Origin of the sequence: Pantoea piersonii, from assembly GCF_003612015.1 — a bacterium.
Taxonomy (GTDB): Bacteria; Pseudomonadota; Gammaproteobacteria; order Enterobacterales; family Enterobacteriaceae; genus Pantoea; species Pantoea piersonii.
The window spans coordinates 693,493-709,740 of record NZ_RARB01000002.1 but is presented as its reverse complement, the minus strand read 5'-3'; the positions used below and the strand labels follow the sequence as shown (position 1 = coordinate 709,740).

At 56.7% G+C, this 16,248-nt stretch carries 12 protein-coding genes; 7 read left to right on the top strand and 5 right to left on the bottom strand.

Going from position 1 to position 16,248, the window contains the following annotated elements:
* Positions 1–94 precede the first annotated feature (94 nt).
* Together fabI and D7S44_RS09215 are read left to right on the top strand one after the other, a co-directional pair.
* Positions 95–883: an enoyl-ACP reductase FabI gene (fabI, locus tag D7S44_RS09220; RefSeq protein WP_120454114.1), complete on the top strand. Its 789-nt coding sequence runs from the start codon at positions 95–97 to the stop codon at positions 881–883.
* A gap of 198 nt (positions 884–1,081) precedes the next feature.
* Positions 1,082–2,209: a CMD domain-containing protein gene (locus D7S44_RS09215; protein ID WP_120454112.1), complete on the top strand. Its 1,128-nt coding sequence runs from the start codon at positions 1,082–1,084 to the stop codon at positions 2,207–2,209.
* Here D7S44_RS09215 and D7S44_RS09210 read toward each other — a convergent pair.
* Complete coding sequence (locus D7S44_RS09210) at positions 2,185–3,102, bottom strand: LysR family transcriptional regulator (RefSeq protein ID WP_120454110.1); 918 nt, start codon at positions 3,100–3,102, stop codon at positions 2,185–2,187. The two genes, D7S44_RS09215 and D7S44_RS09210, sit on opposite strands and share 25 nt — an antisense overlap.
* A 168-nt stretch (positions 3,103–3,270) precedes the next feature.
* Entirely contained in the window at positions 3,271–3,441 is a 171-nt protein-coding gene (locus D7S44_RS23495) for a hypothetical protein (protein ID WP_158591235.1), read from the bottom strand.
* 2,152 nt (positions 3,442–5,593) lie between these two features.
* On the opposite strand from D7S44_RS23495, the gene D7S44_RS09205 reads away from it, so the two are divergent.
* On the top strand, positions 5,594–5,731 hold the full coding sequence (locus D7S44_RS09205; RefSeq protein ID WP_120454108.1) for a protease FtsH-inhibitory lysogeny factor CIII: 138 nt from the start codon (positions 5,594–5,596) through the stop codon (positions 5,729–5,731).
* A 485-nt stretch (positions 5,732–6,216) separates the two neighbouring features.
* On the opposite strand, the gene D7S44_RS09200 is transcribed toward D7S44_RS09205, so the two are convergent.
* From D7S44_RS09200 to D7S44_RS09190, 3 genes are all read right to left on the bottom strand, one after another.
* Positions 6,217–6,930: a YoaK family protein gene (locus D7S44_RS09200; RefSeq protein ID WP_120454229.1), complete on the bottom strand. Its 714-nt coding sequence runs from the start codon at positions 6,928–6,930 to the stop codon at positions 6,217–6,219.
* A 305-nt stretch (positions 6,931–7,235) separates the two neighbouring features.
* Positions 7,236–7,445 carry a hypothetical protein gene (locus tag D7S44_RS09195; RefSeq protein ID WP_120454107.1) on the bottom strand — a complete coding sequence of 70 codons (210 nt, stop codon included), beginning with the start codon at positions 7,443–7,445 and terminating at the stop codon, positions 7,236–7,238.
* Between the two features lie 50 nt (positions 7,446–7,495).
* Entirely contained in the window at positions 7,496–9,082 is a 1,587-nt protein-coding gene (locus tag D7S44_RS09190; protein WP_120454105.1) for a PTS transporter subunit EIIC, read from the bottom strand.
* A 250-nt stretch (positions 9,083–9,332) separates the two neighbouring features.
* Here D7S44_RS09190 and D7S44_RS09185 point away from each other — a divergent pair, with 250 nt between their 5' ends.
* The 4 genes from D7S44_RS09185 to D7S44_RS09170 all read left to right on the top strand — a co-directional run bounded on the left by D7S44_RS09185 (position 9,333) and on the right by D7S44_RS09170 (position 16,216).
* The gene (locus D7S44_RS09185) at positions 9,333–11,636 is read left to right on the top strand and encodes an FdhF/YdeP family oxidoreductase (RefSeq protein WP_120454103.1); all 2,304 of its coding nucleotides are present in this window, start codon (positions 9,333–9,335) and stop codon (positions 11,634–11,636) included.
* Between the two features lie 122 nt (positions 11,637–11,758).
* On the top strand, positions 11,759–13,693 hold the full coding sequence (locus D7S44_RS09180; RefSeq protein WP_120454102.1) for an exoribonuclease II: 1,935 nt from the start codon (positions 11,759–11,761) through the stop codon (positions 13,691–13,693).
* Positions 13,694–13,872: 179 nt separating this feature from the next.
* Positions 13,873–15,939, top strand: coding sequence for a carbon starvation CstA family protein (locus D7S44_RS09175; RefSeq protein WP_120454100.1), 2,067 nt, complete (start codon positions 13,873–13,875; stop codon positions 15,937–15,939).
* Positions 15,932–16,216, top strand: a complete 285-nt coding sequence (locus tag D7S44_RS09170; protein ID WP_120454098.1) for a YbdD/YjiX family protein — start codon at positions 15,932–15,934, stop codon at positions 16,214–16,216. The genes D7S44_RS09175 and D7S44_RS09170 overlap by 8 nt, the downstream gene beginning before the upstream one ends.
* Positions 16,217–16,248 lie beyond the last annotated feature (32 nt).

The following is a 16,248-nucleotide window of genomic DNA, read 5'->3' as shown; positions in this document are numbered from 1 at the left end:
CTGAGACGTGCTAGAATCCGCACGTCGATTAACGCGGTCGCCTGTTTTTTAACCAATGCGGCCGCCAACAACAATGACCATAAGGATTACAGCTATGGGTTTTCTTTCCGGTAAGCGCATTCTGATTACTGGCGTTGCCAGTAAACTCTCTATTGCCTACGGAATTGCGCAGGCGATGCACAAGCAGGGCGCAGAACTGGCTTTCACCTACCAGAACGACAAACTGAAAGGTCGTGTGGAAGAGTTTGCTAAAGAACTGGGTTCAGACATTGTTCTGCCGTGCGATGTGGCCGAAGACGAGAGCATCAAATCGCTGTTTACTGAACTGGCAAAAACCTGGCCGAAATTTGACGGTTTCGTTCACTCCATCGGTTTCGCCCCGGGCGACCAGCTGGATGGCGACTATGTGAACGCCGTTACCCGTGAAGGCTTTAAGATTGCCCACGACATCAGCGCCTACAGCTTTGTTGCGATGGCGAAAGAGTGCCGCGAGATGCTGAACCCGGGCTCCGCCCTGCTGACGCTCTCCTACCTGGGCGCAGAGCGCGCGATCCCGAACTACAACGTGATGGGTCTGGCAAAAGCGTCGCTGGAAGCGAACGTACGCTATATGGCGAACGCGATGGGTCCTGAAGGCGTGCGCGTGAACGCCGTTTCCGCCGGCCCGATCCGCACGCTGGCGGCATCAGGCATCAAAGATTTCCGTAAGATGCTGGCGCACTGCGAAGCGGTTACCCCGATTCGCCGTACCGTTACCATCGAAGACGTCGGCAACTCAGCGGCGTTCCTCTGTTCTGACCTGGCCGGCGGCATCACCGGCGAGATCGTTCACGTTGACGGCGGCTTCAGCATCGCCGCGATGAACGAGCTGGAACTGAAATAAGTTGTAAGGGCGAGCCTGGCTCGCCCTCTCTTTTGCTGCTCACTTTCCCCGCCTTATAGCTACCGGCTATTAATTATCACCGATCGATCTTTTGCCCTTCTCTACCGTTAAGCGACGATAAGCCAGCCCCCGGGCGCGCGTCACGGTTTCGGATTCACGCCATGCGCGACGTGCCAGTTATTTGCAAAAGGAATAACCATGGAACAACGCCGCTATCCTGGCCATCACCACTGGTTTTACGAGAGCCAGACCAGCCCGCACGCCATCCAGGCTGAGCCGCTGGTTCCCGAAGCAGCCCTTATCAACGACCGTTTCCTGCTGGGTTTACAGCAGGAGGCCTGCGCGCTTCAGCCGCTGCTGCAGGCCAGCCAGCCGATGCTGCTGGCCTCGAGAGATCTCAGCCAGTTGCTGTTTCCCGATCGCGTGACGGCGACGCTGACCCATACCCTGACCCTTTACGATCGACTCAGCACCGCGCTGACCGTCGCGCAGATCGCGGGCGTGCAGCGCCTGTGCAATCACTATTCGGCGCGCCTCAATCCCCTGCCCGGCCCCGACTCTTCGCGGAAGAGCAACAACCGCCTGACCCAGCTGACGCAGTATGCGCGCCAGCTGGCGATGCAGCCGGAACTGATTAACGCGGCGGCGCTCCGGGCGCTGGACGCCGTGGGCCTGACCGAGCCGGATATCGTCACGCTGAATCAGATCGTCGGCTTCGTCAGCTATCAGGCGCGCGTCGTCGCCGGTTTGCATGCGCTGCTGGCGCTGCCGGTGCGCTGGCTGCCGGGCGTAACGCCGCCGCCTGATGCCAGCCGCGACGGCTTTGCCGAGAGGCAGACGTGGAAACCCGGTATTAAGCCGCTGGAGCTGCGCTACGCCAGCGCCGAGCAGCTTGCCGCCGTCACCTTTTGCCAGCCGCATCCCGAGCTCGCCGATACGGTCTGGCTGCTGGCGCACGACGCCGCCGCGCTCTACGGCTGGCAAACGCTGCGCCAGCGTATCGTCCCTGCCGCGTTTACGCCGCTGGCGGAGGCGACCTGCGCCCGCACGCTCGGCTGCCGCTGGGCGTTTCAGTTTTTCCCGGGCGAGGTACGCAATATGCTGCTGGAATCCGTGGATGAGGCCGCCAGCCAGCCGACGACGCAGGGCCGCGTTGTGGCGCTGGCGGCGCAGCTGACGCGCTCGCCGGAGCGGTTCAGCGCGGCGCATCTGCAGCCGCTGGTCGCAGAAGGCTGGCATCCGGAAGCGCTGTTCGCCCTGATTCAGGCGGTCGCGATCGGCAACTGGAACAGCCGGCTGTTTTACGCCATGGGTGAAACGACGTAGCTTTCGAGGTGGCTGCGCGCCTCGTCGAAGAAGTGTTGTGACAGCGGCGACGCGCGGCCCGGCTCGGCAATGACCAGCGCCGCCTGGCGCGCCATATGGGTAATGGTAATCGGCCGCTGCGCCATGCCATTCAGCATCGACGGCAGCAGATGGCCGACAGGCGACACCAGCACCCCCAGCCCTACCTGCGCGCTCTGCACCAGCTCAAGAATAGCGGCGCTCTCTACCATTACCTGCGGCGTCAGACCCGCTTCGCGGAAAGCCATATCCAGATAGCGGCGAAAATAGCGCGTCGGCTCCGAGAGGCAGAGCGGCAAGGCAGCGAGCGCGGCCAGCGAGAGAGGCTCATCGCTGACCAGTTCGGGAAACTGCGCGGGATCGAAAATCGCTTCTACCCCGCGTTCAGGCAGGAACGCCGTCTGAAAATGCAGCTCACGCAGCGTCGCCAGCTCGAAAAAACCGATGCCAACGTCAACCGTGTGGCTGTTCAGCGCCTCCAGCAGCTGATCGGCGCTCAGCGCAGCGATACGGTAGTTAAGCTGCGGATAGCGGTTCTGCACCTTTTTCAGCAGCTCCGGCAGAGCCACGCTGCACTGCGGCATCACCCCGATGCGCAGCGTGCCGTTGACGCCGTGCTTCAGCGACTCCACTTCCAGCTTTAGTCCCTGATAGACCGAGACGATTTCCCGCGCCCACGCCAGCACGCGGTCGCCTTCCGGCGTGAAGCCGACAAAGTTATTGCTGCGGTTGATCAAAGACAGCCCGAGTTCGCGTTCAAGATTTTTCAGGCGCATTGAGAGCGTCGGCTGGCTGACGAAACTGGCCTCCGCCGCCCGGCCAAAGTGGCGCTCACGCTCAAGGTTGCAGAGGTAAATTAACTGTTTAATGTCTATTTTCTTTACCTATCAATCGCTTAACAAGGTTTTCTGTGTGTAAAAATAAAATTATGTCCTGACAGGTGTACTAAATAAAAAAAATGCCTGTGTAACTTACCTTTGATCTTCAGGTAGGGCCGCCGGGTTGTCAACGTGAAGCCCAAAATGAGACGGAAGCTGCCACGCTCAGATCGTCGGCCGGAACTTATTGTCATCATCGACAATCGTCGCAGTAACTTTACCTGGCACGATAATTCTCTCCATTACCTCTCCTTTCATCGTTTCGCCGCCTGGCGTTTCGATGCGAAAGCTGCTCGCCGGTTTTTTTGTAGTCGGATTACGATTAGGTTGACTCAAGCAGGCTTTTTAAGCCTCAGGTAACACAATGATACAGCTCACAAGTCCGCCACTCATAAAGGATTTACCTGGGCCGCGAGGGTAATATCACCTTGTAGCACACAGCAAAGTGTTGCGAACGATAAGAACAAGACACGCATTTGCCCGCCATTGAGCGGGCTTTTTTATAGAGTTGCCCTGCCCTTTGTTCTGATTTTTAGCCGCTCATCTAACTGCTTAATTGCTTCATTTTTTACGCGCAGGGAAAGGATTTGTTTTGCTCTTTGGTTGCCGACGCCTCTCTTGCTTGTCGGGACTCGCTATTACTACCCCCAATACAGGCGGGTAATCTTCTCGGGTAAAGAGGTACGGTAAGCGCACGGTTGAGGCCAGATGAAAAGGCGGGGAAAAAAGCCATCGAGCTCGACACCAAAACATATAGCTTGCACCATCCTGCCTTCATACAGATTTACTTAAAGACAGTCACGCCAGGTATGCCTTAGCCTCGCCACTATATCCACATCTAAATGGATCTAATATTACAATAAAGCCTCCCCTTGCAGACGCGCATTCTGCATGTTATTTTTTTATTAATGCCTTAGCAACTTATCGTTAATTTCCACTATCTTCAAAGCATTGCTTTTGTCACTCCCTTTTAAATAGCCATTCTTAAAGCTTGCCTGGAAGGTGAGGATGCCCTCAATAACATTACCAGACAATACAAGAGGCCCCGAAAAGGCTCGTAGCAGTGCTCTACCACGGTTGCCCGCTACCGTTCCTCGCGTAGCGGGCTTTTTTAAAGACGCAGCGTGCATGCATCTAATAAAACGATGTGATCATCCCGCAGCCTGCTCAGATGGGCGCGGTCTACCTCTGCCCCGTCGCCGGGGCTTTTTTATACGTCACGCTTTTCGCTCCCCTGAGCTTGAGCCTGCATCTGATTTACTATCTCCTGCTGACGAAGGTTGTATGGTGAATTAACGGCGAGAAGTTGAGGTAACTAAGCGGCCCTGGTGAGGAAAACGCGACCGTAGTCGCGTTCATCAGTTACTTTTGCTTTGGTTGCGGCAGCACAGGAGTAGGCCGTGGAATTTCATGGTGAGGTATGATCTCTTTTCTGCCCATTTATCGCCCATTACTTCTTCGGCGTTTGTGCCGGTGAAGGTTTTGGCTGTATTCGAGGCGGTACAGGGTCATTTGTAAAGCCCTGATGTTCGCTCATGTATTTCCCTCTGATTGCCTGTGGAAAGTAAGGAAACCACACGCCGGGCGTGGCTAAATATCCCGCCTTTTTTACCAGCAGGTCGCTCAGGCGGCTTTTTTTACGCCCAAATTCAGGAGAGGGAGAGGAGTAAAGAGACAGGTGGCTGCGCGTTCCCTTTTACAGCAACAGAGAACACAGACTAAAAGCATGTTGAAGGTGGCATGCAATTGCGTGATTACTTCGCAACCAGAGCGATGCAATCAACGTTGTCAGAGCCAGAGGGCTCATCCTTGAATAATAAAATCTGTGCCCGAAATGCCTGCCCGGTTGCCAGCGCAATGCTCGCAGCGTGCGGCCAGTAACTGCTGACAGAAGAGAAATGGAACGGGTGGCGGGCCCCCCATCACCAGATAGTGACTGTTGTAACACCGTTCACGCTCGTTTTGTATTAATCCTGATCCTGAGGTTCTCTTGGTGTACTTTCCCGGCCTCCGTCAGACCGTTGCTCGTCGTTATTTATCAAGCATGAGTCAGGAGTCAGATAGGCCCCACATTTTGCGCAAGCAGCACCATGCCTGGTTTGCCTGCGTTGGCAATAATTCGTAAAGACAAACTTCCTGCAACCGCAATGAGGGCAACAAAAATTAAGGTTACACATTCTACCTCCCTGGGTACGTAACCAGTACCAACAGCTAGATAACGCTCAATCCAACCATTAAATCCATATATATAGCTAACTTAGATCAAATTATAAGTTTTTTAAACCAGAAATTTAGCATTATACACATCTTATGAGTTGTACCTAAAAAGAGTGATACCGCAAAAGAGATGGAGTAGTCAGTTCAGCGGTGGATTCGCACCAGCGCATTTCGGTGCGAAAGAGCGGAGACAAATCATTAGCCCAACAGGAATGTCTGGGCCTTTTATTTTCGTCAGTACTTGCCTGAACAACTAAACAGGAATCCCACGATGACATTTTTTATCGTGGATGGACCCATCGTGGGCTTCACCCAGTTCGAAGAGTCATTTTTAGAACGGATCACTCGCCGCCTTCGTGCGTGCTTGCGCAGCCTTATCGACACGTTAAATCAAAGGGGCCAGCCATGAAGATTCACGACTTCCAGAAAGCGCAGGAGTTGCTCATCTGTTCGGTGATAACCGATTTTATGTACTAACACAGGTAGAGATTTTCACGGGTTCAGGCATGACACTGGAGGATGCAAAGTGATTATGCAGGATGAAAACTGGTCTCTGGATTGTTGTGTGACGCGGCTTGCGGGAAATGTGTCGGGATCAAAGGAGATAAGTTGTTATCAATAAACTGATTACAGAGGAAATTAACTGTTTAATGTTTATTTTCTTTACCTGTCAAGGTTATAACAAGGATTACTGAGTGTGTTTAAATTATGTAGCAGATGCTGCACTAAATAAAAAATGACCTCTTTTCAGAACATCTTCCGGCAGACATTATAGTGATGTCAATGTTGCAGCCTGATGTGCCGAAGCGCACAGATCCTCTCTGCCCCGGCACTTTCCACCCTGAAACAGATGAACCTGTTTTATCTGCATCGCTTCATGAAAGATCGCAGAAATTACCGTCGGGGCTGGCTGAAGATAGTATGCAAGGCCAGCAGCACAAGCATAAGGCCGATCAAAATGATAAAAAGATATCCCAGCAGACGATAGAGCCATATACCGGCCACGCCGCCTGTCAGGAAAGAGAAGAGCGTTAGGGCATGGAGTTTCAGACGGTCAAGATAAAGCGGCGCGTACTCAGGAGACTCTTTGCGTCTCAGGATATCGAACAGCATCGCCAGCTCGATGCCGATATCGGTCGAGGTTCCTGAAACATGGGTGGTTCTTACCCGGGCGTTCGATATCCTTGTCACCACCGCATTTTGCAGCCCCATCAGGAAGCTCAGGCATAATATCAATACGACTCCAGGTGAAAGCGGCGTTAGCCAGGTTTCAACGACGCCGAGACCAACCAGTCCCGCTCCCTCAATCAAGATATTCAATGCGTAGACCGTGCGTATCTTTCGCCTGCGCCCGATATTAATAATGACCGTTGAGAAAGCGGAGCCGGCGATAAAAACAGAGATAACCGACAGAAAAAAGATGGCCGGAGCCATATTGGCTTTAGCAAGATGATCTGAAAGCGATGAAACGTTTCCTGTCATATTGGCCGAGAAAAAGCCTACAACTTCAAATGCTGCGGTATTGAGCGCGCCAGCCACGGCGGCAAGCGTAGAGGCGAGTCGGATATCCGCTGAGGTGCTGCGTAATTGTTCAGTGCTGATCAGCATAGCGTCTGCAGTGCCGGAAAAACGTAGCGCTATGATCCTCTTATCCGGTCTCAGTGACAAGCTGACAAACGCCAGAGCGCCAGTTTTCATTTGGCCAGCTCGCCGCACTTTCATAATGCGGTACACCGCTGAAAAGAAAAAGCGTCGGCGTCTCCTGTCAGGACCAGAGAAGATAAAAAGCGCATTCGCAGCGCGAGATAAAGGCGGGAACGTCGGCGTAGCGGCTGGAAAAGGTCGTGATACAGCTCCCACCATAACTAATCTGGTCAGCCAGGTGGGAACCCGATATGGCTGCGCGCTAAGCGCTATTTTTTATCCCGATCCTGATAGGGATCTTTCTTGTCATCGTTATGGTCATCGCGGGTGCGAGGGATTTCGCCGTGCTCATTGGGCGCGTCGACCGCCGGATGATCGTCCTCTTCATAGGCGTTGCCGACGTGCGGCGTGCTCTCGGGGGCGCTCTTGCTCACGTCGCCTTCCTGTTTACGTTCTTCATTGGTTTTATGTTTAAACATTTCCGTCTCCTTGTTCGCTTCCGGTCTGTTAAGTGTAGACGTAAATCGTTTCACGCCACGCCGAGCGCGCTTTTCACTTCGTTAGCGATCTTTTCGACCTGCGGGCCATAGATAACCTGGATATCGTGCTCGCTGACGCGATTGATGCCGTTGGCACCGGTGGTGAGCAGCGTCTGATCCACTACCTCTTTCATATCCTTGACCCGTACGCGCAGGCGGGTAAAGCAGCAGTCGACATCCTCAATATTGGCCTCTCCCCCGAGACCGCTGATAATGACTCTGGTGCGCTCACCCGCCGCCACCTGCTGCGGTTTTTCATCGTCGGACTCGCGTCCCGGCGTCTCGACGCCCATGCGCGTGATAATAAATCGAAACCCGTAGTAGTAGAGCGGCGCATAGAGCGCGCCGAGCGCCAGCGTCCACCACCAGTGCGTTTTACTGCCGCCGAGTATGCCAAATACCACCAGATCGATTACGCCGCCCTGCACGTTACCAATCATCAGGTGCAGCATCGACATCAGCATAAAAGAGAGACCGGTAAGCAGCGCATGCATCAGATAGAGCACCGGCGAAACGAAGATAAAGCAGAACTCCAGCGGCTCGGTAATGCCGGTAGTGAACGAGGTCAGCGCACCCGCCATCATCAACGCCTTGACCCGCTGTTTATGTTCAGGGCGCGCGGTGTGGTAGATCGCCAGCGCGGCGGCCGGCAGACCAAACATCATGACCGGGATCTTGCCCTGCGCGAGAAACTGAGTGGCGTTGCGCAGCGTGTCGTCAGGCACCGATCCGGGATGGGTCAGCGACGCGTTGAAGATATTAAGCGCCCCCACCAGCGTCTGCCCATCTACCGTGGCGATGCCGCCAATGGGGGTGAAACGCACGGTTTCGTTGAGGATATGATGCAATCCGGTCGGGATCAGGATGCGTTCCGCCGTCCCGAGCAGAAAGGCGCCGTACTGCCCGCTTTTGCCGATCATCTGACCGACCCAGGCGATACCCGCGCCGAGCGTCGGCCAGATCAGCGCCAGCAGCACGCCCACCAGCGGCAGAAAGACCACGGTGACGATAGGCACGAAGCGACGTCCGCCGAAAAAACTGATAGCAGTCGGCAACTGTTGGGTATAGAAGCGATTATGCAGCATCACCGTCAACAGCCCGGCAATAACGCCCCCCAGCACGCTCATGTTGTAGGTGAAGATGCCCAACATCTGGATATATTCCGCCGAGGTCATCATCGCCGCAGTCTGATCCATACCCGCCTTTTGCAGCGCTTCCGGCGTGGTGGTTGCCGCCGTCAACCCTTTCGCCGCCAGCGTGGCGTTGATGCCGACGTTCATGGCGATATAACCGATAACGGCGGCGAAGGCGGCCGTCGGCTTCTCCGCCTTCGCCAGACCAATGGCGCTGGCCACAGCGAAAAAGACCGGCAGGTTGGCAAAAAGCGCGCCCGCCACTTTACGAATGAAACCGATAATCAGCTGCGGCACCTGCATCTGAGCAAAGGCGTCGCCGGTAATCGCCGGGTTCTGCATCGCGGCCGCGAGGCCGAGGAAGATCCCCGCCGCCGCGATCACCGAGATCGGCATCATTAAGGCTTTGCCAAATGCATGGATCTGACTGGTGAGCTGTTTCATGAGGTGCGCCCTTTCAGAGAAGAAGGTGCAAGTATTGACCCGATGCGCCAGTAACTCCCGTTATCGCCAGGTTACCAGAGAGTAAAATTTGAGCAGCATCACAATTACGCCTGTGTCGCGATAAACGGCGGCTATCGCACCATTAAGTCAATCAATTAGACAACTTATGATTGCAGTCGCACACTTCCCTCACCGTCAGGATATATCCTGATAACAAACTTCCTACAAAAAACATAAGCCTGCACTCACCATGAAATTCAAACGTAAAATTAAGCCTTACCGCGCCGCTGCGGGCGGTTGGGGTTCGCTGGAAGCCACTACCCGTTTCGTTTTCGACAGCAAGGCCGCGCTGAAAAATATGCGCAACCTGATGCGCATGAATAAAGCGCGCGGCTTCGACTGCCCGGGCTGCGCCTGGGGCGACGATAACAAAAGCACCTTTAGTTTCTGTGAAAACGGCGCTAAAGCGGTGACCTGGGAAGCGACGCGTCGCGTGGTCGATACCGATTTCTTCGCACAGCACAGCGTCACCAAACTCTATGCCCAGAGCGACTACTTCTTGGAGTATCAGGGCCGTCTGACCCATCCGATGCGCTATAACGCTGAAACTGACCACTACGAGCCGGTCAGCTGGGACGACGCCTTTGCGCTGATCGCACAGCACATTAAGGCGATGGATAACCCGAACCAGATGGAGCTTTACACCTCCGGTCGTGCCAGCAATGAAGCCTCCTGGCTCTATCAGCTGTTCGGCCGTCTGGCGGGCACCAATAACTTCCCGGACTGCTCCAACATGTGTCACGAAGCGAGCGGCGCCGGTCTGAAGCGCAGCATCGGCGTCGGCAAAGGCACCATTCGTCTCGACGACTTCGACCATGCTGACGCGATCTTCGTCTTTGGCCAGAACCCGGGCACCAACCACCCGCGTATGCTGCACAGCCTGCGCCACGCTGCCGATCACGGCGCGAAAATCGTGACCTTCAACACGCTGCGTGAACGTGGCCTTGAGCGTTTCGCCGATCCGCAGAAGCCGCTGGAAGTCGTCACCTCCAAAGCGGGCACCATCAGCTCCGCCTACTATCAGCCGAATCTCGGCGGTGATATGGCGGCGGTGCGCGGCATGGTGAAAGCGCTGCTGGAAACCCATCGCGCCCGCGTAGCGGCCGGTGAGAAAGGCCTGTTTGACGAAGCCTTTATTAACGCGACCACCCACGGCGTCGAAGCCTATTTCGATGCGGTAGACAACACTGACTGGATGCAGATCGTGCAGCAGTCTGGTCTGAGCGAAGCGCAAATCCGCGAAGCTGCGGCGATTTACCAGAGTTCCGATCGCGTCATTATCACCTGGGCGATGGGCATCACTCAGCATAAGCACTCGGTAGATACGGTACGTGAGATCGTTAACCTGCAGCTGCTGTTCGGCCAGCTCGGCAAAAAAGGCGCGGGCCTCTGTCCGGTACGCGGTCACAGTAACGTGCAGGGCAACCGCACGATGGGTATCGATGAGAAGCCCAGCAAAGCCTTCCTCGACGCGCTCGGCAGCCACTTCGGCTTTGAGCCGCCGCGCGAACACGGCCATAACACGGTTGACGCGCTGAATGCGATGCTGCGCGACGAGATCAAAGTGCTGATCGCGCTGGGCGGTAACCTGGCCGCCGCTGCACCCGATTCGCCGCGCACCGAAGAGGCGCTGCAGCGCTGTGGTCTGACGGTGCACATCAGCACCAAGCTCAACCGTAGCCACCTGGTGCCGGGTGCAGAGAGCCTGATCCTGCCGACGCTGGGTCGTACCGAGCGTGACACGCAGGCGAGTGGCAACCAGTTCATCACCGTTGAGGACTCCTTCAGCATGGTGCACGCCTCCGAAGGCATCGGCATTCCGCTGGCGGAGACGCAGCGCTCTGAAACCGCCATTGTGGCGGGCATCGCGCACGCGGTGCTGGGCGATGAAAAAGTGAAGTGGCTGGAGCTGGCCGCCGATTACAACCTGATCCGCGACCATATCGCCGCCACGATCCCGGGCTTCGCCGACTTCAATGAGAAGTGCGACCTGCCGGGCGGTTTCTACCTCGGCAACGCGGCGGCGGATCTGCGCTTCAACACCCCGACGCAGAAAGCGGAGTTCAGCAGCGCAGCGCTGCCTGAATCGCTCTTCCCGGCGGATGTGGCTGAGGTGCCGTTTACGCTGCAGACGCTGCGTTCGCATGACCAGTACAACACCACGATTTACGGCCTTGATGACCGTTACCGCGGCGTTTACGGCCAGCGCGAAGTGGTGTTTATCAACCCGGAAGATATGCAGGCGCTCGGCTTTACGGAAGGTCAGCTGGTGGATATCGAAACCCTGTGGAACGACAATATTTCGCGTCGCGTCAGCGGTTTCAAACTGGTGCCCTACAATATTCCGCGCGGTAACCTGGCGGCTTATTACCCGGAAACCAACCCGCTGGTCCCGCTCAACAGCTTCGGCGATATCAGCGGCACGCCGACCTCCAAATCGGTTCCGGTTAAGCTGGAGCTGTCGGTTTCACTGCCTACGCAGCGCATTGCGTAAGGTCAGAGTTTCCTTAGATAAAAGCCGGTTAATCCGGCTTTTTTACCCTCTTTTGCCTTGCCGCGCGCCCCTGATTCGCGTAAAACTAGCAGCCGCTCTTAGGCCACGAAACTAAACTGACTATGTTCCAGGATAATCCGCTGCTCGCGCAGCTCAAAGAGAAGCTCCACGCGCAGACTCCTCGCGCAGAAGGTGTTGTTAAAGGCACCGAAAAAGGTTTCGGCTTCCTTGAAGTCGACGCGCAGAAAAGCTATTTCATTCCGCCGCCGCAGATGAAGAAGGTGATGCACGGCGACCGTGTTTCTGCCGTCATCCACAGCGATAAGGATCGTGAAAGCGCCGAGCCTGAAACGCTGATCGAACCCTTCCTCAGCCGCTTTGTCGGCCGCGTGCAGAAGAAAGATGACCGTCTTTCCATCGTCCCGGACCATCCGTTATTAAAAGACGCTATCCCCTGCCGTCCGGTGCGTGGCCTGAGCCATGATTTCCAGGCTGGCGACTGGGCCGTCGCCGAAATGCGCCGTCACCCGCTGAAAGGCGACCGCGGTTTCTATGCCGAACTGACTGAATTTATCGTTAAAGCCGACGATCATCTGGCGCCCTGGTGGGTCACCCTGTCGCGCCATAATCTGGAGCGCGAAGCGCCGCAGGTTGGCTTTGGCGAGATGCTGGATGAAAACCTGACGCGTGAAGATCTGACCGCGCTCGATTTCGTCACCATCGACAGCGCCAGCACTGAAGATATGGATGACGCGCTCTATGTCGAAGAGAACGCCGACGGCACGCTGAGCCTCACTATCGCCATCGCCGACCCGACCGCTTACGTGCCGGAAGGCAGCGAGCTGGACAAGCTGGCGGCGCAGCGCGCGTTCACCAACTATCTGCCGGGCTTTAATATCCCGATGCTGCCGCGCGAACTCTCCGACGACGTCTGTTCGCTGCGTCCGAACGTGCGCCGCCCGGCGCTGGCCTGCCGCGTTACCGTCGCGCAGGATGGATCGCTGGGCGACGACGTACACTTTTTTGCCGCGTGGATCGAATCTAAAGCCAAACTGGTTTACGACGAGGTTTCCGACTGGCTGGAAAACAGCGGCGAATGGCAGCCGCAGAGCGAGGCGATCGCCCGACAGATCCGTCTGCTGCATCGCATCTGCCTGGCGCGCAGCGAATGGCGTCACAACCATGCGCTGGTGTTTAAAGATCGCCCCGATTACCGCTTTGTTCTCGGCGAGAAAGGCGAAGTGCTGGATATCGTCGCCGAGCCGCGCCGTATCGCCAACCGTATGGTAGAAGAAGCGATGATCCTCGCGAACGTCTGCGCCGGTAAAGTGCTGCGTGAGAAGCTCGGCTTTGGGGTCTACAACGTGCACACCGGCTTTGACGCGACGAACGCCGAGCAGGCTGCTGCCGTGCTGTCCAGCCATGGCGTGACCGTTGACGCTGCCGCTATCACGACGCTGGAAGGCTTCCGCCAGCTGCGCCGCGAGCTGGATGCGCAGCCGACGCAGTATCTGGACAGCCGCATTCGCCGCTTCCAGTCATTTGCTGAGATCAGCACCGAGCCAGGCCCCCATTTCGGGCTGGGTCTGGAGGCTTACGCCACCTGGACCTCGCCGATCCGTAAGTCGGGCGACATGATCAACCATCGTCTGCTGAAAGCGATTATTCGCGGCGAGCAAGGCGCGCGCCCTGATGAGGCGTTGACGGTGACCATGGGCGAACGTCGTCGCCTTAACCGCATGGCGGAGCGCGACGTTGGCGACTGGCTCTATGCGCGCTGGCTCGCGCCGCATGCCGGCACCGACCGCAAGTTCAGCGCGGAGATTATTGATGTCTCGCGCGGCGGCATGCGCGTGCGCCTGCTGGAGAACGGCGCGGTCGCCTTTATCCCGGCGCCCTTTATCCATGCGGTGCGCGACGAGCTGGTGTGCAGCCAGGAGCACGGCACCGTACAGATTAAAGGCGAGATCGCCTATCGCGTAACGGACGTCATTGACGTCACCATCGTCGAAGTGCGTATGGAAACGCGCAGCGTGGTTGCCCGCCCCGCGGTCTGAACATAAAAAATGGGGGATAACGATAGTTATCCCCCTTTCTTCTTTGCCGCTGCTACAAATGTTAAATTTGTTCCCCGCTTCACACTTCTCAACACATTAACTTTCACTTACATTCCATTACATTACTTTTGACTCGTTGTCTTTGAACGTCCCTTTCGGTTCATACAAGGAGTGAGGTCATGAAGAACGTCAAAACCGGCGCGATCTGGTTAGTGGTGGCGTTAGTCGGCGCGGGCGCATTTGCTATGCTGGCGTTAAATCGCGGCGAACAGGTTAATGCAGTCTGGCTGGTGGTGGCCGCCGTCGCCTGCTACAGCATCGCCTATCGCTTTTACAGCCTGTTTATCGCACGCAATATTTTTGAACTGGACGATCGTCGTCGTACGCCAGCCGAACGTTTCAATGACGGCCTCGACTATGTGCCGACCAATAAATGGGTGCTGTTCGGCCACCATTTTGCCGCCATTGCAGGCGCGGGTCCGCTGGTCGGCCCGATACTGGCGGCGCAGATGGGCTTTTTGCCCGGCACCATCTGGATCCTCGTCGGCGTGATGCTGGCGGGCGCGGTGCAGGATTTCCTTGTGCTGTTTATCTCTACCCGCCGCGACGGCCGCTCGCTGGGCGAAATGGCGCGCCAGGAGCTGGGCGCTTTCGCTGGCGTGATCACCATGCTCGGCGCGCTCGGCGTGATGATCATTATTCTCTCCGCGCTGGCGCTGGTGGTGGTTAAAGCGCTGGCTAACTCGCCGTGGGGCCTCTTTACTATCGCCGCGACGATTCCGATTGCGCTGCTGATGGGCGTCTATATGCGCTTTATCCGCCCCGGCAAAATAGCGGAAGTCTCCCTGATTGGCTTTGTGCTGATGATGGCGGCGATTATCTACGGCGGAAACGTCGCGCAGGATCCCTTCTGGGGCCCTTTCTTTACCCTGAAAGGCACCTCGCTGACCTGGGTGCTGGTTATCTACGGCTTTGTCGCCTCGGTGCTGCCGGTCTGGCTGCTGCTGGCGCCGCGCGACTACCTCTCGACCTTCCTGAAAATCGGCGTGATTGTCGGGCTGGCTATCGGCATCCTGTTCGCCATGCCGGAAATGAAAATGCCAGCCGTTACGCGTTTTATTGACGGCAGCGGCCCGGTCTTCTCGGGACAGCTTTTCCCGTTCCTGTTTATCACCATCGCCTGCGGTTCGATTTCCGGCTTCCATGCGCTGGTTTCCAGCGGCACCACGCCGAAGCTGGTGGAGCGCGAGAGCCATATCCGCTTTATCGGCTATGGCGCGATGCTGATGGAATCTTTCGTCGCCATTATGGCGCTGATCTGCGCCTCAGTTATCGATCCTGGCGTCTACTTCGCCATGAACTCGCCTGCCGCGCTGATCGGCACGACGGTGGAGAACGCCTCGCAGGTGATTAACGGCTGGGGCTTTGTGGTAACGCCTGAGTCGCTCGCCAGCATCGCGCGCGATGTCGGCGAGGCCTCGGTGCTGTCGCGCGCGGGCGGCGCACCGACCTTTGCGGTCGGCATGGCGCATATCATCAGCGACGTCTTTAACAGCCGCGCGATGATGGCCTTCTGGTACCACTTCGCTATCCTGTTTGAAGCGCTGTTCATTCTTACCGCCGTGGATGCCGGCACGCGCGCCTGTCGCTTTATGGTGCAGGATCTGGTCGGCACCGTAGTGCCGTCACTGGCGAATAACCGGTCGTGGGCGGGCAATATGGCGGGCACGGCGGTTTCAGTCGCCGGCTGGGGCTTTTTCGTCTATCAGGGCGTGGTCGATCCGCTGGGCGGCATCAATACGCTATGGCCGCTGTTCGGCATCGGCAACCAGATGCTCGCCTCTATGGCGCTGATCCTTGGCACCGTGGTGCTGTTTAAGATGAAAAAGCAGCGCTACGCCTGGGTAACGATTCTGCCGACCGCCTGGCTGTTTATTACCTCAATGACGGCGGGCTGGCAGAAAATTTTCCATGAAAAGCCGTCAATCGGCTTTCTGGCGCAGGCGAATAAGTTCCGTAAAGGCATCGACGACGGGGTGATTATCGCGCCGGCGAAGAGCGTGGCGGATATGCAGACCATCGTGTTCAGCAATCAGATCAACGCCGTGCTGTGCGGATTCTTTATGCTGGTGGCGGTGACGATGCTTATCGCCGCATTCTTCGTTATTCGTCGCGCTCTGCAGAGCAACGTGCCGACCACGCACGAAGCGGAGCCGTCGCTGCGTAAGGAGGTTCATCATGTCTGATGCGATTCGCCGGGCCGTCCGCCCGGCAAGCCTGGCCGGCATTAGCTGCTGTCGACCAATCGCCGCGCCCGCGCGTTTTAGCTGGCGCAGGTTATGGCGTGGGCTGCAGCAAAGTTTCCGGCTGATGGTCGGCGTGCAGGATTATCAAAATTATCTTCAGCATATGCAGCGTCAACACCCGGATCTGCCCCCGATGAGCGAGCGCGATTTTCATCGATACTGTCTTGATGCCCGGTTCCCCAGCCAGGCAGGTAAGCTGGGGAAATGTCCTTGTTAAGCAGGGAAATTGGCCCCGCGATGCGGGGCTTT